The sequence below is a fragment of the Streptomyces blastmyceticus genome (assembly GCF_039521185.1).
Taxonomy (GTDB): domain Bacteria; phylum Actinomycetota; class Actinomycetes; order Streptomycetales; family Streptomycetaceae; genus Streptomyces; species Streptomyces blastmyceticus.
The window spans coordinates 125,921-151,202 of record NZ_BAAABW010000026.1 but is presented as its reverse complement, the minus strand read 5'-3'; the positions used below and the strand labels follow the sequence as shown (position 1 = coordinate 151,202).

The following is a 25,282-nucleotide window of genomic DNA, read 5'->3' as shown; positions in this document are numbered from 1 at the left end:
TCACGCACGGCGAGTTCCGCTAATGGCAGGAGCGGGGGTACGGAGAGGTACAGCGTCGGCGGGGCCCAGACCGCTACAGGCGGGCTGGAACTGCACTGCGTCTGCCTCTTGCGCGATCTCGTCACCGCGGATCATGACGACGTGGTCGAGTCCCCGCTCGCGCAGAGCATGATGGAAGGCGACCGATTGCCCGTAGCCGTCGTCGGCGACCACCGGTCTCCTGGTCGGGCCCCACTGGCCGAGCTCGTGCAGGATCTCCAGCGCCGGCTTCTCCTTGGCCACGCGCCCGGCCTCTTCGGGCTTCCGGCAGTGGGCCCGGCGCGGATCGCCGCGGTCGTCCCATGCTGGAGGCACGAACAACGGCCAGACGTGCCAGTCAATCCCAAGGCTGTTGTCCTGCAAGAAGTCTCGTTCTCCGAGGAGCGCCGGCTAGGGGCATCCCGCCGCAGACCGGATGTCGTGGACTCGTAAAATCACGCCATGAACGCTACGGGGGCATTGATCGGGCTGGCCATCGGGGACGCACTGGGATTCCCTACCGAATTCAACGACGTACCATCGATCCTGGCCAAATGTGGGCCCTGGCGGCAGATGGACCTTCCCCGGCCCGCGTTCGTCACCGACGACACCCAGATGACTCTCGCGGTCGGCCGCGCCCTGCAGTTCGCGCGGGCGCGCGGCCAACTGAGCCCGTTCCTCCTTGCCCCGCCGCTGCGTGAGGAGTACATCGACTGGTGGCGCTCCCCTGACAACAACCGCGCCCCCGGCAACACCTGCCTCACTGCCTGCGAACTGCTCAGCAGGGATGATCGGCCCTGGCAGCAGGCAAGCATCACCGGTTCAAAGGGATGCGGTGCCAACATGCGCGTTGCGCCCGTAGGCCTCGTCCCTCATGTCACCGCCGAACAGCGCGCCGGAGCCGCCCAGCTTCAGTCGGGCCTCACCCACGGGCACCCGACCGCGCTCGCCGCAAGTGATCTGACCGCCCACGCCGTGTATCTGCTGGCGCAGGGCGCCGAGCCGGGCGAACTCACCGGGCTGCTGCGCGCGTACGCAATCGAGAGCCGAACCCGCTACCACGAGTACTGGCTCGGCGACCTGTGGCAGCACGCTCACGATGCCGGGCCGGAGAGTTTCATCGCCCGCGGGTGGGACGAATGCCTGGGCGCCCTCGACCGGCTGGAGGCGGCACTCCGCTCGCCCGACCCGGAAGGAGATCCGTGCCTGGCGACGGGTGCGGGCTGGATCGCAGAGGAAGCACTGGTCACCGCACTGCTGTGTTTTCTGTTCTTCCCCAATGAGCCGGTCACCGCCGTCCGGCGTGCTGCTTGCACTTCGGGCGACTCCGACTCCATCGCCTGCCTGACCGGCGCCCTATCGGGTGCATACCTCGGTACGGAGGCCTGGCCGGTGGAATGGGCGGAACGGATCGAGTACCGGGACGAACTGCTGGCGCTCGGCGCAGCATGGGACAACTGACGGTCGACCGCAGCCAGCAGCCGGAGCCCCTGGAACGGTTGGAGGGCAGCGCTGGTCCGAAGCGTACTGCTGGCCCATATGGGCTTCGTTGCTCCATGCTGCCAAAGGTCGTACAGCGCCCTCTGTAGCCAGTAGGGCGTCATAGGCTGGCTCACTTGGTTTGAAAGCTTCCTCGGCCCACTTGTTTTGTCTGTATGTCCAAGTTGGTTTCGCCCGCGTCGATGGCGTCTTCGGCCTCTTGGTCCAGCGATCCGATCAGACCGACCAGCGCCTCGCCGACCTCGAAGCCCGGCTCGACGCCGTCACCCCCCCCGGTACCGGCATCCAGCCGGTACCGGGGGCCTTGTCGTTGACGCTCACACCGTGGAACTCGCAAGCGTGGGCCTACCATCGGAACGGATGCCGCAGAGTTCTAGCCGACTCCCCGAGGTGAACGTGAGCAACTGGTCCGATCTGACGAACGGTAAGCGGATCAAGCACCTTCGGAGCTCTGATCTGACCCAGCAGGGCCTAGCCGAGGCAGCAGGCGTATCCCTCGCTCTTGTGCAGAAGGCGGAGCAGGATCGCGGCGAACTGTCCGTGGGTTCCCTGCTCAAACTGGCCAGCGCTCTGAACACCGACGTTGGCGTGATCCTCGGCCAGCAAGCACCCCGCCGCGGTATGAACCGTAACGACCGCGCTGCACTCCGTCAGCTGTCCGATTCCGTGCACGACAGTGCCCTCGGAGAGTGGGAGGGCATCGACGACCCGAGCTCAGTTGAGGAGCTGAGCAAGGCTCGCGACCTCGCGTGGTCTGCTTTCTGGAAGAGCGACACAGCAGTACTCAGCAACCTTGCCTCAAAAGTGCTCATGGAGGGACATGTCAGGTACGGCAGCGCCACGGGAACAGAACGTGAGCAGGTCGGGCTCATCCTGGCCAGCACGTACCGCGTAGCCGCATCGTGCGCCACCGGATTCGGGCAGAGGGACCTCGCGTTGAGCGCTCTCACATCGGCAAAGCTGCGTGCCCGAGAAGTCGACGACCCCATCATGATGGCGCTCCTTGAATCCACGCTGTCTTGGATCTACCTGCGCGGGGCCAAGACACCACGGGCGGTTGCCGTAGCGGAGCGGGCCGCACTGGCGATCGAGCCTTCATTCAGGAAGGCATCTCGGCCACAATTGCTCGCCTATGGGCGCCTGATGATCTCGGCAGCCGTGGCAGCATCCCGTCGGGAGGACGAGGCAGCAGCCGACGACTACATCTCGCAGGCGCACGCCGCAGCCGCGCGACTTGGCCGCGACGAGAAGCTGTACGGGACCGCGTTCGGGCCGACCGCTGCGAAGACAGAAGCCGTTGGGATTCACGTAGCCCTCAAGAACTACGGCCGCGCGCTCAAGTTGGCCAACCAGAAGGACATGGCCGACATCCCCCGGCAGATGTCCAAGGTGGCGAGGAACCGATACAAGCTCGACGTTGCCCTCGCACAGTGCGCCGCCGGTCTTCACGACCAGGCAGCAAACACCCTGATCGAGGTGGGGCTCGACGCCCCTGAGTGGGTTCGGCATCAGGCCCTGCCCGGCGTCATTGGCCAGCGAATCGCGAGGGTTTCCACGGCGAAGGTACGCCACATCAGTGAGATCATCGGCGTTCCCTTGATCACCTGAGTCATACGGAGCGTACGAGTCGTCACCAACGATCTAACAGGGTCGTACGCTCCGTCACTTCAGCTTGGCCCCGGGAGCGAGCACGATTCCCGCATGGTCAGCAACCAGAGGGCCGCACCCCAGGAGCCGCCGGCCGCGCGCCGGTCGGAAGGCGACCGCCAACGACGGCGCAGGCTGGCAGACGCTGCGAGCGGTCTCGTGCAGAAGATCGAGCGCTTTCGGTGCGTCATCTACCTCTCTGGCATACATGGCGCCGACACGGATCAACACCGCCAGGAATGCCAGGAAACCGCTGAGATCCTCGGATGGGATGTTGTGGCGGTAGTCGTGGAGAAGGGCAGCCAGCACTCCGCTCCGCCGCGCGAACGCGAAGGAATGGAGTCGGCCCTCAGCCGCCTCCGTTGCGGGGAGGCCGGAGCGATCTTGACCGCCTGGCGCTCGATGATCTCGCCGTCGGTCGACGAGTACAGAGAAACCGTCCGCGAGATCGAGGAGACCGGCGGATTCGTGTACGCCAAGCGGCTCGTCAGTCCGGAGGAAACGGACGAGGCGGCACCGTGATCTCTAGACCGAGCAGCGCACGGGACACGTCGGTCCGCCCGGCCAACCGCGAGGCCGGGGCCCTCATCGCGCTTCGCCATGATCTAGGGGAGTCGGCGGACGGTCCGGACCTGTCCACAGGTTCCATGGCTTACCCGGCCTGCCGATGCAAGGTCCACCGTGCGGGCAAGGGGCAGCCGGATTCGGCCGTGCGCCTCGGTGCCAAGGGGGCCCCGTGACCACTGAAGCGGACACGGGAGTGATCTCGCTGCCCCACTCGTCCGGTCCAAGTGGCGTCATCGTCGGCAAGAAGGTGGATGAGTGCCCCACCTGCTCGCGCCTGAACGACGATCGGCACCGGGCGTCGACGCCCCCAACGGTGAACTGGCCTCTTGAGAATCGGGCCCGTCGGGAATTCCACACACATTGGGAGGAGGCGCACCGTGCCTAGGCCCCGTGTCCCGAACGCCAAGGCGGCAGTCACCGTCGGCTGCGAGGACTGCGCGAAGATCCGGACCAGTCTGGCCAACGCCGCGCGCCAGGGCGACATCGACAGGGTAGGCACGCTCGACGTGGTCTTAGGCCGTCACGAGAGGTCGGCCCATGTCCAAGGTTGAGTGCCACCCTGCCGACAATGACCCACCCACACGGGTCCCCTACGTAGTTGGGCGAACGGGCGAGATCGCAGGCGCCGAGCCGCCGCCCTTGGCGAACCTGTCAGCCTACGAGACGTCTGAGTTCCGCAGCGCGCTGCGCGGCGCAGTGGCTGAACGAGTGCGAATGTGCGAACGCGAGATCGAGACTTAACGGCTTTCGCTGACGCCCTTGACCGACTCGAACAGGACTTGTTCGGCGCAGCCGCCGCCCCCAAAGGCTCCTGCCTTTCCGTCGGTGTCACCTCCCCACACCCCTTCCCGGCGGAGAGGTAGGGCAAGAACACCCGTCCGGTCGATCCTGGGGAGTTTCGGCCGGACGGGTGCACCACCGCACGTCGGTGCAGGGAAGGCCCCTGCACCGGAGCAACCAGTTCGAGGAGAACCTGTGTCTGTACTCACTGACCGACTCCCGACTCGGAACCGTGCGATCAACCCCGAACCGGCCGGCCCGCTCGTGACCCGGCCGTTCGGTCTCGACGCACTGGCCAACGTGGCCCCCGTGGGCAGCCCGTCGCAGACGTTCACTGTCGACCCCGCCTCGCAGCTCTCCGTCATCGACGGCGAGGTGTGCATCGACACTCCGGCGCACATGAACAACACCATCTGCAACACGGAGTCCGACGGCCAGGACGCCATCGGCGGCGTGGACGAGGACCAGAACGACGACTGACGCCCAATGACCACACCATCCGGTGAGAGCACGCGCGGCCAAGCGCCGCGCGTGCTCGTCGTCACCTTTGCCCTGGACCCGACCGCCGACTACGTACTGCGTGAGCTCAACACCCGCCGCGTACCCTTCTGGCGCACCGACCTCGCCGACTTCCCCACCCGTTCGACACTGTCCGCCGAGCTCGGTGCCGACGGCCAGTGGAGGGGCGCCATGCGCGACACCGCGCGAGGGGTGGACCTCTCGGAAGTCCGCGCCGTCTGGTGGCGCAAGCCCACCCCGTTCACCTTTCCCGAGACCATGAGCGGGCCCGAGCAAGTGTTCGCCACCTCGCAGGCCAAACGCGCCGTCTCCGGCGTGCTTGGCTCCCTCCCCGGCGTCCTGTGGGTCAACCGCCCCGAGCGCAACGCCGACTGCACCAAGCCAAGGCAACTCGCCGCCGCGACCGAGGCTGGCCTGCGCGTTCCCGAGACCCTGATCACGAACAATCCCGCTGATGTCCCACTCTTCGCACAGCGATGCGGCGGTCGGATCATCACGAAGGTTCTCGGCGGCATTGTCCACACGGAGGACAACACCCGTGGGCAGCTCTACACCCACCGTGTCCCGCCCGAGCGGTGGAACGACCCCCGTATCGGACTGACCGCCCACCTCTTTCAACGCGAGATCACTGACAAGGCGTACGAGGTCCGGGTGACCGTCGTCAACGGCCAGACTTTCCCCGTCGCCATCCACGCTCCGGCCGGCCCCACCCGTCTCGACTGGCGCCGCGACTCCAACAGCCTCCACTACAGCACCGCCCTTCTGCCCCTGGACGTCCAACGGGGAATCGAGGCGATGATGTGGCGTCTCGACCTCATATTCGCCGCCCTCGACTTCATCGTCGACAGCCGCGGCACGCACTACCTCGTCGACGTCAATCCTGGCGGCCAATGGGCATGGATCGACCGGACCCGCAACGCCATCACGCACGCCCTTGCCAACCTCTTGGAGAAAGGCAGCACGACGTGACCATCGAGACCGATCTCGACCAGGAAGCGGCACAGCGACGCGCCATGCTCGTACAGACCCTCGTCGACGCCGGCGACCTGACCGACCCCACATGGCGAGGCGCCTTCGAGAAAGTCGCCCGTCACAAGTGCGTGCCCTACTTCTACGACCACACCGGCCGGAAGATCACCGGAGACGATCCCGAGACGCGCGAACAGTGGCTCAGCGCCGTGCACGAAGATCGTCCGCTCGTCACGCACCGCACCGACGGGGCCGCCACGTCGAGCAGCTCGCAGCCCTCGATCATGGCAACCATGCTCGAAGCGTTGCAGATCAACGACGGAATGCGCGTCCTCGAACTGGGCGCCGGCACCGGCTACAACGCTGCCCTGCTCACGCACAGGCTCGGCGACGACAACGTCGTGACCATCGACGTCTCGCCCGACATCACCGGCCCCGCTCGTGAGCGCCTCGCCGCCACCGGGCATCACCCGCTCGTCGTCACCGGCGACGGAAGCTTCGGATGGCCGGACAAGGCCCCGTACGACCGCATCATGGCCACCTGCCAGCTCAGGAGCATTCCCCCCGCGCTTGTGCGACAACTCGCCGAGGGCGGCTTCATCCTCGCCCCGCTCGGCAACGCCCTCGCCCGCATCCACCGCACCGGTGAGCGGACAGCAGAAGGCACCTTCCTCCCCGGTGGCGCGTTCTTCATGCCGCTGCGCCGCGGAGTCGGCGACGGACAGCCGACCCGCCGGCCCGTCCTGCCCGACGCTGTCGGCCGACCTACCCGCCTGCCTGCCGCCGCCATCGCGAACAACGACTTCCGCTTTCTTCTGAGCATCGCTGTCCCGGACCTCACATGGCAGTACGACCTCGACGACGACAGGAAACCCACAGGCGCCCGCGTCTGGACGCCCGATGGCGCAATCGCCAGCCTCAAGGCCGACGGCACCGTGACCGAGGCTGGCCCCCGACACCTCTGGGCCGCCCTCGAAGAGGAGTACGACACATTCCTCCACACAGGCGAGCCCGGCCCTGATCGCTACGGCGTCACGATCAACGCGGAGACACAGCGCGTCTGGCTCGACGCCCCCGACGGACAGGGCTGGGATCTCACCCCCTGAACCGGTCAAAGCGGCAACGGCCCCGGTACTCGGCTGAGTACCGGGGCCGCGTTCTGCCTGGCCTGTGAGGCTCTGGCCTGGGCCGACGGCCCCAGTACGGCTACAGACGGCCCCGATTCCTCAAGCTGAGGGATCAGCTGGCTGCGCTGACAGCCTGCCAAACGGGCGTACAACGCCCTTGTCTCACCGCGCGCATGGATCACGGGTCACCCCCGCGCTTGCGGGACGCACCCCGAAGACGTCGAGGGCGGCCTCCAGGTCGTCGGGTCACCCCCGCGCTTGCGGGACGCACCGAGCATGCCAAGGCCGCGATGTCGCTGGTGCCGGGTCACCCCCGCGCTTGCGGGACGCACTGGTCTGCGCCGTGCTGGACGATGATCTGCGGCGGGTCACCCCCGCGCTTGCGGGACGCACGCCTCCATGTCCACGAGGATCGGATCGAAGATCGGGTCACCCCCGCGCTTGCGGGACGCACACCACGTCGGCGGTCACCCGGTGCCCGATCTCCGGGTCACCCCCGCGCTTGCGGGACGCACGCCGCGGGCGCTCAGCCGTGGCGTTCCGTCGACGGGTCACCCCCGCGCTTGCGGGACGCACGCCCCGGTGATGCGCCTCAAGGCCGGCCGCCACGGGTCACCCCCGCGCTTGCGGGACGCACTTCGCGAACTGCGGCGTTGTAGCGGCTTTGCTATCTCGTTATCAAGGGGCTGGTTGAACGGAGTTGAGTGGATTCGATCATGCGTGCTTATCTCGCAGGCCAGTTTAGGTGCTGGCTTCGTAACGCGTGGGTGGTTCAAGAGGGTGGCCGAGCGGCCGAAGCTGCCCGGGTAGGGCTGCGGGCAGTGCCCAGCGCCTGTTCGGGGCGGGAATGGCTTCAACAGCCCGCCATCTGGTCCCGGTTGAGGACGGATGGTGGGTCGAGGTGGTCCCGGCCGTCGCCGTCGTAGTCACCGATCACGGCGCGCATACACCCTTGCGCAGCACGGTCAGTCCCAGCCGACGGCTGGCCTTGGCTTCTACGGTCCAGGGGGAGGGGCGGCGGGATGCATCCCGTGGAGGTCGGACAGGCTTCGGGCGGCCGGCCAGTGCATTGAGGCGCCGGGTGGGCTGCCGATCTCCGCGTGGGTGGTCGGTCCCAGCCTCATGAGCGCCCGGCAGGCCCATTTGGTCATCGCCATGTCAACCCGGTACCCGAAGGCCGCCTGCCGCGGTTACCTTGGCGCCGTCACGGTAGATCGGGCTCGGGACGAGTTCGGCTTCGCTCCCGAACCTTGCGTCTGGTCAGGTACGCGGCGAGCGGGGTCCGGCGGGCCAGGGCTTCCTGCCATGAGAGCTTGGGTCGCACGGCGATCCACGGCCCTACGTCACGGCCCACCATCATGGCGGCATCCATGATGTCCCGCCAGGTCGCCGTCACCAGGTACGAGCCGGACGGAGGTACAACACCGGGCGTCGGTCAAAGTGCCTGCACCGTAGCGATGTGGGAGGCGCGGGGACGTGGCTGCGGCGCCAGCGGGGATCTGTAGCAGCCGAGTGCGGGTATGTCGACGGTGTCGGCTGCGGAAAGCGTAACGCGATGCTGACGGATTGCTGACCAGGCCACCATCACGGTGCCTCTGACCTGTATAAACGCTGGGCAGCGCTGAGTTGTGCACCATCAAGACGTACGTCTCCCGTGCCCTCGCCCGGCTCGGCGTCGAGAACCGCACGCAGGCGGTGCTGCCGGCGTACGAACTCCACCTGCGCGGGACCGGTCGGCCGTAATCCCGTACGGGCGTTGTTCGTTCCGCCCGGCGGAGACCGTGCCCCGTCCGCCCCGGCCGAATTCATGGTCCGTCCCCACCGTCCGCGAAGCCCCCGCGCCGAAGACTCGGAAATTCCATAGCCCGCTCCGTGATTCCGTGAGCCTGCCGAGCGTTGGGTGAGGACCTGTGGCCCTCGACCGGCTTTGTCCGTGGCAGTGAAAGGGGACCGAATGTCCAGGCGCGCGCTGATCACCGGAATCACCGGGCAGGACGGCTCGTATCTCGCCGAGCATCTGCTCGCCGAGGGCTACCAAGTATGGGGGCTGACCCGAGGTCAGGCCAACCCGCGCAAGGACCGGGTGGCCAAGCTGATACCCGACCTGTCCTTCGTGGACGGTGACCTGATGGACCAGGGCAGCCTGGTCTCGGCTGTGGACCTGGTGCAGCCGGATGAGGTCTACAACCTCGGGGCCGTCTCCTTCGTGCCCATGTCCTGGCAGCAGCCGGAGCTCGTCACCGAGGTCAACGGCACCGGCGTGCTGCGTGTGCTGGAGGCCATCCGCATGGTGAGCGGGCTGGGCAAGTCCACAGGTGGAGGCGATGGCCACGGCCAGATCCGCTTCTACCAGGCATCCTCCTCGGAGATGTTCGGGAAGGTGGTGGAGGCGCCGCAGAGCGAGCGGACCCCCTTCCATCCGCGCAGCCCCTACGGGGTGGCCAAGGCGTACGGCCACTACATCACCCAGAACTACCGGGAGTCGTACGGGGTGTTCGGGGTGTCGGGGATCCTGTTCAACCACGAGTCCCCGCGCCGTGGCGCGGAGTTCGTGACCCGGAAGATCTCCCTGGCGGTCGCGCAGATCAAGCTGGGCCTGCAGGACAAGCTGCTGCTCGGCAACCTCGACGCGGTGCGCGACTGGGGCTTCGCGGGGGACTACGTCCGCGCGATGCACCTGATGCTGCAACAGGACAGGGCCAAGGACTACGTGGTGGGCACCGGCCGGATGCACTCGGTGCGCGATGCCGCCCGCATCGCGTTCGAGGCCGCGGACCTGGACTGGGAGGAGCACGTCGTGGTGGACCCGGCGCTGGTGCGGCCCGCCGAGGTCGAGACGCTGTGCGCCGACTACGGCAACGCCCGTCGCGAGCTGGGCTGGGAGCCCGAGGTCGACTTCGTGGAGCTGATGCGGATGATGGTCGAGTCCGACCTCCGCCAGGCCGGTCTCGAGCGTGGCCACAGCGAGCTGCTGGCCGCGGCGGGCTGGTAGGGCTCGCCGGAGAACACCTGCTCACACCCATCGCGGACCCGGGGTCGGCCGACTCTACGGGTTTTCGTGGCCACGCCCGCCGACACTTGGCACGTGGTGTGCGGGACGTGGAGCAGTGCCCCGTGCGGGGCCTCCAGATGAATCGTTCGCTGTGGAACAGCCATCCAGAGTGCCGGATGCCCACATCGAATCCTCTGCTGTCCGTCGGTCTTGAGATGGGTTGAGTTGAACGTGGCGAAGGTGGACAAGGAACAGAAGCTCCGGGACTACCTGAAGCGGGCGAGCGCCGATCTGCGGCGTTCCCGGCAGCGGGTGGGCGAACTGGAGGCCGCGGCCCGTGAGCCCATCGCGATCGTGGGCATGAGCTGCCGCTTCCCCGGGGGTGTGACGACCCCCGAGGAGCTCTGGTCCATGCTCGTCGCCGGCGAGGAAGGCATCACGGAGGCCCCCGCCGACCGCGGCTGGGATCTGCTGACGGGGAACGCCGAGGGGGCGGCGAAGTTCTCCGGCGGATTCCTGCACGACGCGGCCGAGTTCGACGCCGGATTCTTCGGGATCTCCCCGCGCGAGGCGCTCTCGATGGATCCCCAGCAGCGGGTGCTGCTGGAGTCCTCCTGGGAGGCCTTCGAACGGGCCGGCATCGACCCGGCCGCGGTCCGCGGCACCAGGACGGGCGTGTTCGTCGGAGCCATGCCCGAGGACTACCGGGTGGGCCCGGACGACGACGTCCAGGGCTTCACCCTGACGGGCCAGGCCACCAGCGTCCTGTCGGGCCGGCTCTCCTACTTCTTCGGGGCCGTCGGCCCGGCGGTGACGGTCGACACCGCCTGCTCGTCCTCCCTGGTGGCCCTGCACCTGGCCGCCCACTCCCTGCGCCAGGGCGAGTGCTCCCTGGCACTGGCCGCGGGCGTCACGGTGATGTCCGCACCCACCACGTTCGTGGAGTTCGCCCGCCAGGGCGGGCTGGCCGCCGACGGGCGCTGCCGCTCCTTCGCCGACGCGGCCAACGGCACCGGCTGGGCCGAGGGCGTGGGCGTACTGGTCCTGGAACGGCTCTCGGAGGCCCGGCGCAACGGGCACGAGGTGCTGGCCGTCATCCGGGGCTCCGCCGTCAACCAGGACGGTGCCTCCAACGGGCTGACCGCGCCCAACGGCCCGTCCCAGCAGCGGGTGATCGAGCAGGCGCTGGCCAACGCGCGGCTCTCGGCCGACGCGGTCGACGTCGTCGAGGCGCACGGCACGGGGACCACCCTGGGCGACCCGGTCGAGGCCCAGGCGCTGATCGCGACCTACGGCCGCAACCGCGCCGAGGACCGCCCGCTGCTGCTGGGCTCCGTCAAGTCGAACATCGGCCACACCCAGGCGGCGGCCGGCATGGCCGGCATCATCAAGATGGTGCTGGCCATGCGGCACGGCACACTGCCCCGCACGCTGCACGTCGACGCGCCGTCCACGCACGTGGACTGGACGGCGGGGACCGTACGCCTGCTGACCGAGCAGGCCCCCTGGCCGCGGGGCGAGGAACCGCGCCGGGCCGGCATCTCCTCGTTCGGGCTCAGCGGCACCAACGCGCACACGATCCTGGAGGAGGCGCCGTCCGAACGGGCCCCCGAGGCCGGGGAGCAGGACGCGGGGGAGGCGGAGGAGACCGCCGCGGCCGCCGAAACCGCCGCGCCCGTCGAGCTCATCGCCGCGGGTGCCGCCCCGTGGCTGCTCTCCGGACGCACCCGGGAGGCCCTGCGCGCCCAGGCGGCCCGGCTGCTGGCCTTCCTCACCTCCAGCCCCGAGCTCGCACCCGTGGACGTGGCCCACTCGCTGGCCACGGCCCGTTCGGCCTTCGAGCACCGCGCCGCGTTCACCGCCGCCGACCGCGAGGGGGCCCTCGAAGCCCTCGCCGCACTGGCCGACGGCCAACCGGCGCCGGGCCTGGCCCACGGTACGGTGCAGGGCCGCGCCAAGCTCGCCTTCCTCTTCGCCGGCCAGGGCTCCCAGCGGCCCGGCATGGGGCGTGAACTCCACGCCCGTTTCCCCGTCTTCGCCGCCGCGCTCGACGACATCCTCGCCCACTTCGACGAGGGGCTCGAACGGCCTCTGAAGGACGTCCTGTTCGCCGCCGAGGGCACGCCCGAGGCCGGTCTGCTGAACGAGACCGGCTACGCGCAGCCCGCCCTGTTCGCGATCGAGGTCGCGCTCTACCGGCTGGCCGAATCCCTCGGCATCAAGCCGGACTTCCTCGCCGGTCACTCCATCGGCGAGATCGCGGCCGCGCACGTCGCCGGGGTCTTCTCGGCCGCCGACGCCGCGGCCCTGGTGCTCGCGCGCGGCCGGCTCATGCAGGCGCTGCCCGCCGGTGGTGCCATGGTCTCGCTGGAAGCGACGGAGGACGAGGTCCTCCCCCTGATCGAGGACCGGCGGGACCGCGTCTCGATCGCGGCGGTCAACGGGCCCACCGCCCTCGTCGTGGCCGGCGTGGAGGACGAAGTCACCGCCGTCGCCGGGCACTTCACCGCACTGGGCCGCAAGACCAAGCGGCTTCGGGTCTCGCACGCCTTCCACTCCCCGCTCATGGAACCCATGCTGGAGGAGTTCCGCGCCGTCGTCTCCGGCCTCGCGCCGCAGGCACCCGTCATCCCGGTCGTCTCCGGCCTGACCGGCACCCTCGCCACGGTCGAGCAGCTGACCTCCCCCGACTACTGGGCGGACCACGCCCGCCACGCCGTCCGGTTCGCCGACACCGTGGCCTGGCTGAGCGGCCACGGCACCGGCACCTTCCTCGAACTGGGCCCCGACGGTGTCCTGTCCGCCATGGCCCGGGCCTGCCTGGACGGCACCGACGACGACAGCGGCACCCCCGAGGCCATGCCCGCCACGCTCGCCGTGCTGCGGCCGGGCCGCCCCGAGGCCGAGACCCTCACCACCGCGCTGACGGGCCTGCACGTCCGGGGCGTGGCCGTCCGGTGGGAGCCCTGGTTCGCCGGCACCGGCGCCCGGCGCACGGACCTTCCCACGTACGCCTTCCAGCGCCGCCGGTACTGGCCCAAGGGCGTGCCCGCACAGGGCGCCGACGTCCGCGCCGCGGGCCTGGGCGCAGCCCGCCACCCGCTGCTGGCGGCGGCCGTGTCGGTCGCCAACTCCGACGGGCTGCTGCTGACCGGCCGGCTGTCGCTGCGCACCCACCCCTGGCTGGCCGACCACGCCGTACGCGGCACGGTCCTGCTCCCCGGCACCGCCTTCCTGGAGTTGGCCGTCCGGGCGGGTGACGAGACCGGCTGCGGCCGCGTCGAGGAACTCACCCTGGCCGCACCCCTGGTCCTGCCCGCGGAGGGCGGCGTCCAGGTGCAGGTGTGGGCCGGCAGCCCGGACGAGTCCGGCCGCCGGATCCTGAGCATCCACTCCCGCCCCGACGGCCCCGAGGAGCTGCCCTGGACGCAGCACGCCGCCGGCACTCTCATCGCCGGTGAGTACCGCGCCGGCTTCGACGCCACCGCCTGGCCCCCCGCCGGCGCCGAGCCGCTCGGCCTCGACGGCTTCTACGACCGCATGGCCGACGGCGGTTTCGCGTACGGCCCCCTGTTCCAGGGCCTGCGCGCCGCCTGGCGCGCCGGTGACGACGTCTACGCCGAGGTGACGCTGCCGGAGACGGGCTCCTCCGACACCGGCTCCTTCGGCATCCATCCGGCCCTGCTGGACGCCGCGTTGCACGCCTCGGCCTTCGCCGGTCTCGGCGAGCAGGGCCGCGGCGGCCTTCCCTTCTCATGGCAGGACGTGACCCTGCACGCGAGCGGGGCGACGACGGTCCGGGTGAAGCTGACCCGCGCCGACGACGACGCGGTGGCCATATCCGTCGCCGACACCTCGGGCGCCCTCGTGGCCTCCGTGGGCTCGCTCGTCCTGCGCGCGATGCCGGACGAGCAGCTGACCGCCGCCGCCTCCCTCGCACGCGACGCCTTGTTCGAGCTGCGCTGGGCCCCGCTGCCGGACCCCGCAGGAACGGCGCCCTCCGCGGTCGCCGTCCTCGGCCCGGACCTCTTCGGCCTCGCCGAAGCACTGACCTCGCCGGACCGCACGGTCACGGCACTGCCCGGCCCGGCCACCGCCGGGATACCGGAGGTCGTCCTCGCCCCCGTCGCCGGCACCGCCGGTGACGAACCGGTCGCCTCCGCGCACGCCCGCACCGCCCACGTCCTGGAGCAGCTGCGGTCCTGGCTGGAGGACGAGCGGTACGCCGCCTCGCGGCTGGTCTTCGTCACCCGCGGCGCGGTCACCACCGACGGCCGTCAGGCGCCGGACCCGGCGGCCGCCGCCGTCTGGGGCCTGGTGCGTGCCGCGCAGACCGAACACCCGGACCGCTTCGGCCTGGTGGACCTCGACCCCGCCGGGCCCACCGCGCCGGAGCTCGTCCGGGCCCTGGCGACGGACGAGCCGCAGACCGCGATCCGCGGCGGCGCCCTGCTCGGCGCCCGGCTCGCCCGCGCCCAGGCGCCGGAGAGCGGCACGCCGTGGAACCCCGAGGGCACCGTGGTGCTCACCGGTGCCACCGGCGGCCTGGGCCGCGTACTGGCCCGGCACCTGGTCGCCGAGCGCGGCGTACGGCACCTGCTGCTCGTCAGCCGCCGGGGCCTCGCCGCCGAGGGCGCCGACGAGCTCGTCGCCGAACTGGCCGGGCACGGCGCGCAGGTGGCCGTCGAGGCCTGCGACCTCGCCGACCGCGCCGCCGTGGACCGGCTGCTGGCCGCGGTGCCCGCCGAGCACCCCGTCACCGCCGTCGTGCACAGCGCCGGCACGCTCGACGACGGCCTGATCGAGTCGCTGACCCCCGAGCGGATCAGTGCGGTGCTGCGGCCCAAGGCCGATGCCGTATGGCACCTCCACGAGGCCACCCGGGGCCTGGACCTGGCCGCCTTCGTTGTCTTCTCCTCCCTCTCCGGCACCGTGGGCGCCGCGGGCCAGGGCAACTACGCCGCCGCGAACGCCTTCATCGACGCCGTCGCCCAACTGCGCCGCACCGAAGGGCTGCCGGGGCTCTCCCTGGTCTGGGGCCCGTGGGCGCCCACAAGCGGCATGACCGGCGGGCTGACCGACAACGACCTCCAGCGCCTGGCCCGTGCGGGCACGCCCGCGCTCACCGAGGAACAGGGCGTCGCGCTCTTCGACATCGCGACCGCCGCGACGGCCGCCGTCCTGCTGCCGGTCAGGCTCGACCTGTCCGTCCTGCGCGTCAGCGGCGAGGTGCCGGCGCTCATGCGCGGCCTCGTCCGTACCCCCGTCCGCCGCTCGGTGGTCTCCGGCTCGGAGACGGCCGTGAGCCTCGTCCAGCAGCTGTCCCGGCTGCCGGAGGCCGACCGCGACGAGGTGGTGCGCGACCTCGTGGCCGGTCAGGTGGCCGCCGTGCTCGGCCACTCCGGTGCCGCCGAGGTCGACGCGGAGCGCCCGTTCCGGGAGCTGGGCTTCGACTCGCTCACCGCCGTGGAACTGCGCAACCGGCTCCGTACCGCCACCGGCCTGCGCACCGCCGCGACGGTGGTCTTCGACTACCCGACCGTCGCCGCGCTCGCCGCGCACATCCTCGGCGAGCTCATGGGCTCCGAAGCCGCCGTCACGGCGGACGCCCCCCGGGCCGCCGGCGAGCAGGACCCCATCGTCATCGTCGGCATGAGCTGCCGCTACCCGGGCGGCGTCGCCTCGCCCGAGGACCTGTGGCGGCTGGTCAGCGAGGGCACCGACGCCATCTCGGGCCTGCCCACGGACCGCGGCTGGGACCTGGAGGCGCTCTACGACCCGGACCCGGACCACCTCGGCACCTCCTACAGCCGCTTCGGCGGATTCCTGCACGAGGCACCCGAGTTCGACCCCGCGTTCTTCGGCATGAGCCCCCGCGAGGCGCTGGCCACCGACTCGCAGCAGCGGCTGCTCCTGGAGGCGTCCTGGGAGGCCTTCGAACGCGCCGGCATCGACCCGGTGTCCCTGCGCGGCAGCCGCACCGGCGTGTTCGCCGGCGTCATGTACAACGACTACGCCATGGTCCTCGCCGGCGGGCAGTTCGAGGGCCACCAGGGCAGCGGCACCTCGCCGAGCATCGCCTCCGGGCGCGTGTCCTACGCCCTCGGGCTCGAGGGTCCCGCCGTCACCGTCGACACGGCGTGCTCGTCCTCGCTCGTCGCCATGCACTGGGCGATGCAGGCCCTGCGCGCGGGGGAGTGCTCGCTCGCCCTGGCCGGCGGCGTCACGGTGATGTCGACGCCGGGCTCCCTCATCGAGTTCTCCCGGCAGCGCGGCCTGTCGCCGGACGGCCGCTGCAAGGCCTTCTCCGACAGCGCCGACGGCGTCGGCTGGGCCGAGGGCGTCGGCATGCTCGTCCTCGAACGGCTTTCCGACGCCCAGCGCAACGGGCACCGGATCCTGGCCGTCGTACGGGGCTCCGCCGTCAACCAGGACGGCGCGTCCAACGGGCTGACCGCCCCCAACGGCCCCTCCCAGCAACGGGTGATCCGGCAGGCACTGGCCGGCGCCGGCCTGTCCGTCGCGGACGTCGACGCGGTGGAGGCGCACGGCACCGGCACCACGCTCGGCGACCCCATCGAGGCCCAGGCCCTGCTCGCCACCTACGGGCAGGACCGCGACCCCGAGCGGCCGCTGCTGCTCGGCTCCCTGAAGTCCAACATCGGGCACACCCAGGCGGCGGCCGGCGTGGCCGGCGTCATCAAGATGGTCATGGCCATGGACCAGGGCGTGCTGCCCCGCACCCTGCACGCCGACGAGCCGTCCTCGCACGTGGAGTGGGACGCCGGAGCCGTGCGCCTGCTCACCGAGGAGACCCCCTGGCCGCAGGCGGGCCGGCCGCGGCGCGCCGGAGTCTCCTCCTTCGGCTTCAGCGGTACGAACGCACACGTCGTCCTCGAAGAGCCCCCGGCCGCCCCCGCCCCGCGCGAGGAGCGCGAACAGCCGCCGCTCGTACCGGCCGCCGTGCCGTGGACGCTGTCCGCCAAGAGCCGGGCGGCGCTCCGGGACCAGGCAGCCCGGCTGCGAGCCTTCCTCGACGACCGCCCCGCACTCGACCCGGCCGACATCGGCCTCTCCCTCGCCACCACCCGCTCGGCCTTCGACCAGCGGGCCGTCGTCACCGGCGACCGCGACGAACTGCTGCGCGCGCTCGCCGCGCTCGCCGCCGACCGGCCGGACCCCGCGCTGACCGAGGGCGAGGTCGGCGGCGTCGGCAAGCTGGCCGTGGTGTTCTCCGGGCAGGGCAGCCAGCGCCCGGGAGCGGGCCGTGAACTCCACGCGCGCTTCCCCGCGTTCGCCGCCGCCCTCGACGAGGTGGCCGCCGCCCTCGACCCGTACCTGGACCGCCCCCTGAAGGACGTCCTGTTCGCTCAGGAGGGCACCCCCGAGGCGGAGCTGCTGGGCCGCACCGAGTGGACCCAGCCCGCGCTGTTCGCCATCGGCGTCGCGCTCCACCGCCTGCTGCGCACATGGGGCATCCGCCCCGACGTGCTGCTGGGCCACTCCATCGGCGAGATCACCGCCGCGCACGTCGCGGGCGTCCTCTCGCTGCCCGACGCGGCCCGCCTGGTGACCGCGCGGGGACGGCTGATGCAGGAGCTGCCCGCCGGCGGCGCGATGATCTCCCTTCAGGTCACCGAGGACGAACTCGCGCCGCTGCTCGCCGGGCGCGAGCACGAGGTCTCCGTCGCCGCTGTCAACGGCCCCCGCAGCGTCGTGGTCGCCGGGACCCTGGCCGCCGTCGAGGAGATCGCCGCCCACTTCGCCGCCCAGGGCCGCAAGACCAAGCGCCTGGAGGTCAGCCACGCCTTCCACTCGCCGCTCATGGAGCCCGCGCTCGACGGGCTGCGCGAGGTCGCCGCCGGGCTCACCTACCACGCGCCCGACGTGACCGTCATCTCCGGCCTGACCGGACGCCCCGCCACCGACGACGAGCTGCGCTCCGCCGGCTACTGGGTCGCGCACGCCCGCGGCGCCGTCCGCTTCGCCGACACCATGCGCGCCGCGCACGACCACGGTGCCGGCACCTTCCTCGAACTCGGCCCCGACAGCGTGCTGTCGGCCGCCGCCCAGGACGCCCTCGGCGACGACGCGGACGCACACATCGTCCCGATGCTGCGCACCGGGCGCGGCGAGGAGCACTGCGCGGCCACCGCGCTCGCCCGCCTGCACGTCCGCGGCACGGCCGTCGACTGGCCCGCGTACTTCAACGGCACGGGCGCGCGCACCGTGGACCTGCCCACGTACGCCTTCCAGCACGAGCGCTACTGGCCCGAGGCCGCCCCGGCCCGCGGCCCGCAGGCCGCCGCCGACCCCGCGGACGCCGAGCTGTGGAGCGCCGTCGAACGCGGCGACGCCGCGGGGCTCGCCGGTCTCCTGGGCCTGCGCGACGAACAACACGCCTCCCTCTACGCGCTGTTGCCCGCCCTGTCGTCCTGGCGCCAGCTCCGGCAGGAGAAGGCGCTGCTGGACTCCACCCGCTACCGCGTCGCCTGGCGCCCGGTACGGCCGGCCGCCGCCCCCGTTCTGGACGGCACCTGGCTGGTCGTGGCCGCCGAAGGCGCCGACAGCGACGAGATCGTGGAGGCGCTGCGAGGCCACGGCGCCCAGTTCGAGACGCTCGTGCTGGACGCGGACTGCCGCGAACGTGCCGTACTCGCCGCCCGCCTGGAGGCCGTACGCGACGCGGGACGGCCCCTGTCCGGAGTGCTGTCCCTGCTCGCACTCGCCGACAGGCCGGGCACCGAGCCGCCGGCCGGCCTCGCGCTCACCGTCGTCCTGACCCAGGCGCTCGCCGACACCGGACTCGCCGCCCCCGTATGGGCCCTGACCCGCGGCGCGGTCACCACGGGCGCCGCCGACCCGCTCACCGCCCCCTTCCAGGCGGCGGTCTGGGGCCTGGGCCGCGCCGCCGCCCTCGAACACCCGCAGCTGTGGGGCGGCCTGATCGATCTGCCGGCCGTCCTCGACGGCCCCGCCACCCAGCACCTCGTCAGCGTCCTCGCCGCGCAGGGCGGCGAGGACCAGATCGCGATCCGCGCGACCGGTGCGCTCGGCCGGCGCCTCGTGCGCCACCCGCTCGACGGACTGCCCCCGGCCGACGCCTTCACCGCGCGGGGCACCGTGCTCGTCACCGGCGGCACCGGGGCGCTCGGCGCCGAGGTCGCCCGCTGGCTCGCCCGCAGCGGTGCCGACCACCTCCTCCTCACCAGCCGCCGCGGCCCCGACGCCCCAGGAGCTGCCGAACTGGCCGCGGAGCTCTCGGAGTTGGGTGCCCGGGTCACCGTCGCGGCCTGCGACACCGCCGACCGCGACGCGCTGGCCGCGCTGCTGGCCTCCGTACCGGACGAGCACCCGCTGACCGGCGTCGTGCACGCGGCCGGCGTCGGCCAGGCGGCCCCCCTCACGGAGACCTCCCTGGACGCCGCCGCGGAGGCGATGGCCGCGAAGATGCTCGGCGCGGCCCATCTCGACGCCCTCCTCGAAGGACACGACCTCGACTTCTTCGTCCTGGTCTCCTCGATCGCCGGGGTCTGGGGCAGCGCCGGGCAGAGCGCCTACGGCGCCGCCAACGCCTACCTCGACGCCCTCGCCGAACACCGGCGGGCCCGCGGCCTGCCCGCGACCTCGGTGGCCTGGGGCCCCTGGGGCGAGCTCGGCATGGCCACCCACGAGGCCGTCGCCGACCAGCTGCGGCGGACGGGGCTGCGCTTCCTCGCCCCCGCCACCGCCATGGCGGAACTGCGCCGCGCGGTCGTCCAGCAGGACGTCACCGTCACGGTCGCCGACGTCGACTGGGACCGCTACCACCCCGTCTTCACCTCCTCCCGCCCCAGCCCCCTCTTCGACGAGCTCGCCGACGTCCAGGCCCTCGCGCACACCGAAGGCGAGAGCGCCGTACCGGAGTTCGCCGCCCGCCTGCGGGGCCTCGGCGAGGACGAGCAGGAGCGGCTCCTGACCGACCTGGTGCGGGCCGAGGCGGCCGTCGTCCTCGGCCACACCTCCGCCGAAGGCATCGCGGAGCGACGCGCCTTCCGCGAGGCGGGCTTCGACTCGCTGACCGCCGTGGAGCTGCGCAAGCGGCTGGCCGCGCTCACCGGCCTGTCCCTGCCCGCCACCCTGGTCTTCGACTACCCGACCCCCGGCGCCCTCGCGCGCCATCTGCGCGCCGAACTCCTCGGCACGGCGGGCGAGGCGGCGGCCGTGGCCGTACCGTCACCCGGCGGCCTCGACGAGCCCATCGCCATCGTCGGCATGAGCTGCCGCTTCCCCGGCGGCGTCCGCTCCCCGGAACAGTTCTGGGAGCTGATCTCCGACGGCGTCGACGCCATCTCCGACTTCCCCGTCAACCGCGGCTGGAACACCGACCTCTACCACCCGGATCCGGACAACAACGGCACGACGTACTCCACCCAGGGCGGATTCCTGCACGACGCGGGCGAGTTCGACGCCGGCTTCTTCGGCATCTCGCCGCGCGAGGCCCTGTCGATGGACCCCCAGCAGCGCCTGCTGCTGGAGACCACCTGGGAGGCGTTCGAGCAGGCCGGCATCGACCCCGCGACGGTCCACTCCACGGCGACCGGAACCTTCATCGGCTCCACCTACCAGGAGTACGGCCTCGGCGTCGACGACCCCTCCGCGGGCCACCTGGTGACCGGCACCAGCCCGAGCGTCCTCTCCGGGCGGCTGGCCTACCTCTTCGGCCTCGAAGGGCCGGCGGTCACCGTCGACACGGCCTGCTCCTCGTCCCTGGTCGCCCTGCACCTGGCCTGCCAGTCGCTGCGCAACGGCGAGAGCTCGCTGGCCCTGGCCGGCGGCGCGACCGTGATGACCAACCCCAGCCCCTTCGTCGCCTTCAGCCGGCAGCGGGCCCTCGCGGGTGACGGCCGGTGCAAGGCGTTCTCCGACGGCGCCGACGGCATGACGCTCGCCGAGGGCGTCGGCATCCTCGTCCTGGAACGGCTCTCCGACGCGCGGCGCAACGGCCGCGAGATCCTCGCCGTCGTCCGCGGCTCCGCCATCAACCAGGACGGCGCCTCCAACGGCCTGTCCGCCCCGAACGGCCCGTCCCAGCAGCGCGTCATCCGCCAGGCCCTCGCCAACTCCGGTCTCGCCCCGGCGGACATCGACGCCGTCGAGGCGCACGGCACCGGCACCGCACTCGGCGACCCCATCGAGGCCCAGGCCCTGCTCGCCACCTACGGCCGGGCCCGCGACGCCGAACACCCCCTGCTCCTGGGCTCCGTGAAGTCCAACATCGGTCACACCCAGTCGGCGGCCGGCGTGGCCGGCGTCATCAAGATGGTCATGGCACTGCGCCACGGCGAACTGCCGCGCACCCTGCACGCCGACACCCCCTCCAGCCACGTCGACTGGACCTCCGGCGCGGTTTCCCTGCTGACCGACCGCACCGACTGGCCCGAGGGCGGGCGCCCGCGCCGCTGCGCGGTCTCGTCCTTCGGCATCAGCGGCACCAACGCCCACACCGTCCTCGAAGAGGCGCCCCGACCGCAGGAGACGGACCCCGCACAGGAAGCGGAGCCGCTGCCCCCGGCCGGCGGTGCCGTCCCCTGGGTGCTGTCCGCGCGGACCCCGGGCGCCCTGCGCGCCCAGGCCGCGAACCTCGCCGCCCTCCTCGACGGCGAGCAGCCGCCCGGCGCCCTCGACACCGGCCACAGCCTGGTGGCCTCGCGCACACTCCTCGACCACCGCGCCGTCGTCGTCGGCACCGGCGACGAGGAGCAGGCGGCGGCCCTCCGGGCCCTCGGCGAGGGACAGTCCGTCCCGGGCGTCGTCCAGGGCATCGCCGACACCGACGGCAGGACCGTGTTCGTCTTCCCCGGCCAGGGCTCCCAGTGGGCCGGCATGGGGGCGCGGCTGCTGGAGGAGTCGCCGGTCTTCGCCGAGCGCCTGCGCGAGTGCGCGGCCGCCCTCTCGGCGTTCACCGACTGGTCGCTGATCGACGTGCTGCGCCAGGCCGAGGGCGCGCCCACCCTCGACCGCGTCGACGTCGTCCAGCCCGCCTCGTTCGCCGTCATGGTCTCGCTGGCCGAACTGTGGCGCTCCCACGGCATCACCCCCGACGCCGTCGTCGGTCACTCGCAGGGCGAGATCGCCGCCGCCGCCGTCTCCGGCGCCCTGTCACTGGAGGACGCCGCCCGGGTCGTCGCGCTGCGCAGCCAGGCCATCGCCCGGGTGCTGGCCGGATCCGGCGGCATGATGTCGGTCCCGCTGCCCGTGGCCGAGGTCGAAGAGCGTCTCGCCGCATACGAGGGCCTGTCCGTCGCCGCCGTCAACGGACCCCGCTCCGTCGTCGTCTCCGGCGCCCCCGAACCGCTGGACGCCCTGCTGGCCGAGCTGGCCGCCGCCGACATCCGCGCCAAGCGCATCGCCGTGGACTACGCCTCGCACTCCGCGCAGGTCGAGCTGTTGCGCGACGAACTGCGCGACGCCCTCGCGCCGGTCCGGCCGCGCGCCCCGCAGGTACCCTTCTTCTCCACCGTCACCGGCGACTGGCTGGACACTGCGGCCGGCTCTGGCGTCCCCGACGCCGACTACTGGTACACCAACCTCCGGCAGACCGTCCGCTTCGAGCCCGCCGTGCGCGAACTCCTCGCACGGGACCACCGCTTCTTCATCGAGGTCAGCTCCCACCCCGTCCTCTCCATGGGCATCCAGGAGACGGCCGAGGCGGCGGACACCCGGGCCGTGGTGCTCGGCACGCTCCGCCGCGGGGCCGACGGCACCGACCGCTTCCTGACCTCGCTCGCCGAGGCCTTCGTCCGCGGCGCGACCGCCGACTGGTCCCGCTTCTTCGCCGGCACCGGGGCCCGCCGGGTGCCGCTGCCCACCTACCCCTTCCAGCGCGAATACCTGTGGGCCGTACCCGCCGCACCGCGGGACCGCCACGAAACCGACCCCGCGGACGCGGAGTTCTGGACGGCGGTCGAGGAGGAGGACGTCGACTCCCTCGCCTCCAGCCTGCACCTCGACCGCACCTCGCTGGCCCCCGTGCTCCCGGCGCTCTCGCACTGGCGCAAGCACCGCCGCGACCTGTCGACCGTGGACTCCTGGCGGTACCGCGCCGCATGGCAGCCGCTGACCGCCCTGCCCGCCGCTGACCTGACCGGCACCTGGCTCGTCGTCACCGCCGGGGGAACCGACGCCGACGACGTCACGGACGCACTCGCCGCCCACGGCGCCGACCCGCGCACGCTCGTCCTGGACGAGGCATGCGAGGACCGTACGGTCCTCGCCGCCCGCCTGACGGAGCTCGCAGACCTCACCGAGCTCACGGGTGTGGTGTCCCTGCTGGCCGCGGCCGAGGAACCGAGCGCGCACCACCCGGCGCTCACCACCGGCCTCGCCCTGACCGTCTCGCTCGTCCAGGCACTCGGCGACACCGGCACCGGCGCACCCCTGTGGTGCCTGACCCGGGGCGCCGTCTCCACCGGCCGCGCGGACCGGCTGACCCGGCCCGCCCAGGCCCAGATACACGGCCTCGGCTGGACGGCTGCCCTCGAACACCCGGAGCGCTGGGGCGGCGTCGTCGACCTGCCCGAACAGCTCGACCGGCGCGCCGCGGAACGCCTGGCCGCCGTCCTCACCAACCGCACAGGCGAGGACCAACTCGCCGTCCGCGCCTCGGGCGTCCTCGCCCGCCGCATCGTGCGCGCCGCCTCCGCGGACCCGGACCCGGCCCGCCCCTGGTCGCCCCGCGGCACCACCCTCGTCACCGGCGGCACGGGCACGCTCGCCCCGCACCTGGCCCGCTGGCTCGCCCGGCAGGGCGCCGAGCACATCGTGCTGACCAGCCGGCGCGGCCCGGCGGCACCCGGCGCGGCGGAGCTCGTACGGGAACTCGCCGAGCTGGGCTGCGAAGCCACCACCGTCGCCTGCGACCTGACCGACCGCGACGCGGTCGCGGACATGCTCGGGGCGCTCAAGGCCGAGGGCCGCACCGTCCGCACGGTCGTCCACACCGCCGTCACCATCGAGCTCGCGCCGCTCGCGGAGACGACCCTCGACGCCTTCGCGAAGGTCGTCGACGCCAAGGTCTCCGGCGCCCGGCACCTCGACGAACTCCTCGACGACGACGAGCTCGACGCCTTCGTCCTGTACTCCTCCTCCGCCGGCATGTGGGGCAGCGGGGCGCACGCCGCCTACGTCGCCGGCAACGCCTACCTCAACGCCCTCGCCGAGCACCGCCGCGCCCGGGGCGCCCGGGCCACGGCCGTCTCCTGGGGCATCTGGGCCGACGACCTGAAGCTCGGCCGCGTCGACCCCGGCCAGATCCGCCGCAGCGGACTCGTCTTCATGGACCCGCAGCTCGCCCTCACCGGACTGCGGCAGGCCCTCGACGACGACGAGACGGTCCTCGCGATTGCCGACGTGGACTGGGAGCGCTACCACCCGGTCTTCACCTCGGCGCGGCCCGCACCTCTCTTCGCGGACCTGCCCGAGGTCCGGCGGCTGGAGGAGCGGAGCGCCGAAACCCCGGCCTCCGGCAACGAGTTCACCGCCAGGCTCCTCGCCCTGACCACCCCCGAGCAGGACCGCCTCCTGCTCGACCTGGTACGCGCCGAGGCGGCCACCGCGCTCGGCCACGCCTCGCCGGACGTACTCTCCGAGCAGCGGGCCTTCCGCGACGTCGGCTTCGACTCCCTCACCGCCGTCGACCTGCGCAACCGGATCGCCGCCGTCACCGGGCTCACCCTGCCGAGCACCGTGGTCTTCGACCACCCCAGCCCGCTCGCGCTCGTGGCCTTCCTGCGCGACGCGATCGCGGGCGCCGGCACCGGGACAGCCGCCGCCGTGCACGCCGCCGCGGCCCCCGCCGACGACGAGCCGATCGCCATCATCGGCATGAGCTGCCGCTACCCGGGCGGCATCGCCTCCCCGGAGGACCTGTGGCGGCTCGTCGCCGAGGGCGGCGACGCCACCGGCGAGTGGCCCACCGACCGCGGCTGGGACACCGAGGGCCTCTACGACCCCGACCCCGACCGGCCGGGCCGCACCTACTCGACCCGGGGCGGCTTCCTCCACGACGCCGCCGACTTCGACGCCTCCTTCTTCGGCATCTCGCCCCGCGAGGCGCTGGCCATGGACCCCCAGCAGCGCCTGCTGCTCGAGACCTCCTGGGAGGCGCTGGAGCGCGCCGGCA

10 protein-coding genes and 1 CRISPR repeat array (1 of these 11 only partly in view) are annotated in these 25,282 nt (G+C 72.1%); of the genes, 9 read left to right on the top strand and 1 reads right to left on the bottom strand.

Annotated features, from left to right (window positions below; all coding sequences use genetic code 11):
* Positions 1-402 carry a transposase gene (locus tag ABD269_RS23210; protein WP_344120627.1) on the bottom strand — a complete coding sequence of 134 codons (402 nt, stop codon included), beginning with the start codon at positions 400-402 and terminating at the stop codon, positions 1-3.
* A gap of 78 nt (positions 403-480) precedes the next feature.
* On the opposite strand from ABD269_RS23210, the gene ABD269_RS23205 reads away from it, so the two are divergent.
* The 9 genes from ABD269_RS23205 to ABD269_RS23165 all read left to right on the top strand — a co-directional run.
* The gene (locus ABD269_RS23205) at positions 481-1,479 is read left to right on the top strand and encodes an ADP-ribosylglycohydrolase family protein (protein ID WP_344120625.1); all 999 of its coding nucleotides are present in this window, start codon (positions 481-483) and stop codon (positions 1,477-1,479) included.
* 435 nt (positions 1,480-1,914) lie between these two features.
* A complete protein-coding gene (locus tag ABD269_RS23200) occupies positions 1,915-3,126 on the top strand; it encodes a helix-turn-helix domain-containing protein (protein WP_344120623.1) in 1,212 nt (403 codons plus the stop codon).
* A gap of 93 nt (positions 3,127-3,219) precedes the next feature.
* Positions 3,220-3,687, top strand: a complete 468-nt coding sequence (locus ABD269_RS23195) for a serine integrase family protein (RefSeq protein WP_344120621.1) — start codon at positions 3,220-3,222, stop codon at positions 3,685-3,687.
* Positions 3,688-4,109: 422 nt separating this feature from the next.
* Entirely contained in the window at positions 4,110-4,283 is a 174-nt protein-coding gene (locus tag ABD269_RS23190; protein ID WP_344120620.1) for a hypothetical protein, read from the top strand.
* 424 nt (positions 4,284-4,707) lie between these two features.
* Complete coding sequence (locus tag ABD269_RS23185) at positions 4,708-4,992, top strand: hypothetical protein (protein WP_344120619.1); 285 nt, start codon at positions 4,708-4,710, stop codon at positions 4,990-4,992.
* Between the two features lie 6 nt (positions 4,993-4,998).
* On the top strand, positions 4,999-6,000 hold the full coding sequence (locus ABD269_RS23180; RefSeq protein ID WP_344120618.1) for an MvdC/MvdD family ATP grasp protein: 1,002 nt from the start codon (positions 4,999-5,001) through the stop codon (positions 5,998-6,000).
* Entirely contained in the window at positions 5,997-7,106 is a 1,110-nt protein-coding gene (locus tag ABD269_RS23175) for a methyltransferase domain-containing protein (protein WP_344120617.1), read from the top strand. Before ABD269_RS23180 ends, ABD269_RS23175 begins: the two co-directional genes overlap by 4 nt.
* Before the next feature lie 202 nt (positions 7,107-7,308).
* Positions 7,309-7,764: a CRISPR direct-repeat array (repeat unit 29 nt; unit sequence CGGGTCACCCCCGCGCTTGCGGGACGCAC).
* A gap of 1,317 nt (positions 7,765-9,081) precedes the next feature.
* The gene (locus ABD269_RS23170) at positions 9,082-10,119 is read left to right on the top strand and encodes a GDP-mannose 4,6-dehydratase (protein WP_301890893.1); all 1,038 of its coding nucleotides are present in this window, start codon (positions 9,082-9,084) and stop codon (positions 10,117-10,119) included.
* A gap of 240 nt (positions 10,120-10,359) precedes the next feature.
* Positions 10,360-25,282, top strand: the 5' portion of a protein-coding gene (locus ABD269_RS23165) for a type I polyketide synthase (protein WP_344122012.1). The gene runs 13,565 nt beyond the window's last position; 14,923 of the gene's 28,488 nt are visible here — the first part of the coding sequence; the start codon lies at positions 10,360-10,362; its stop codon lies off the right edge, out of view.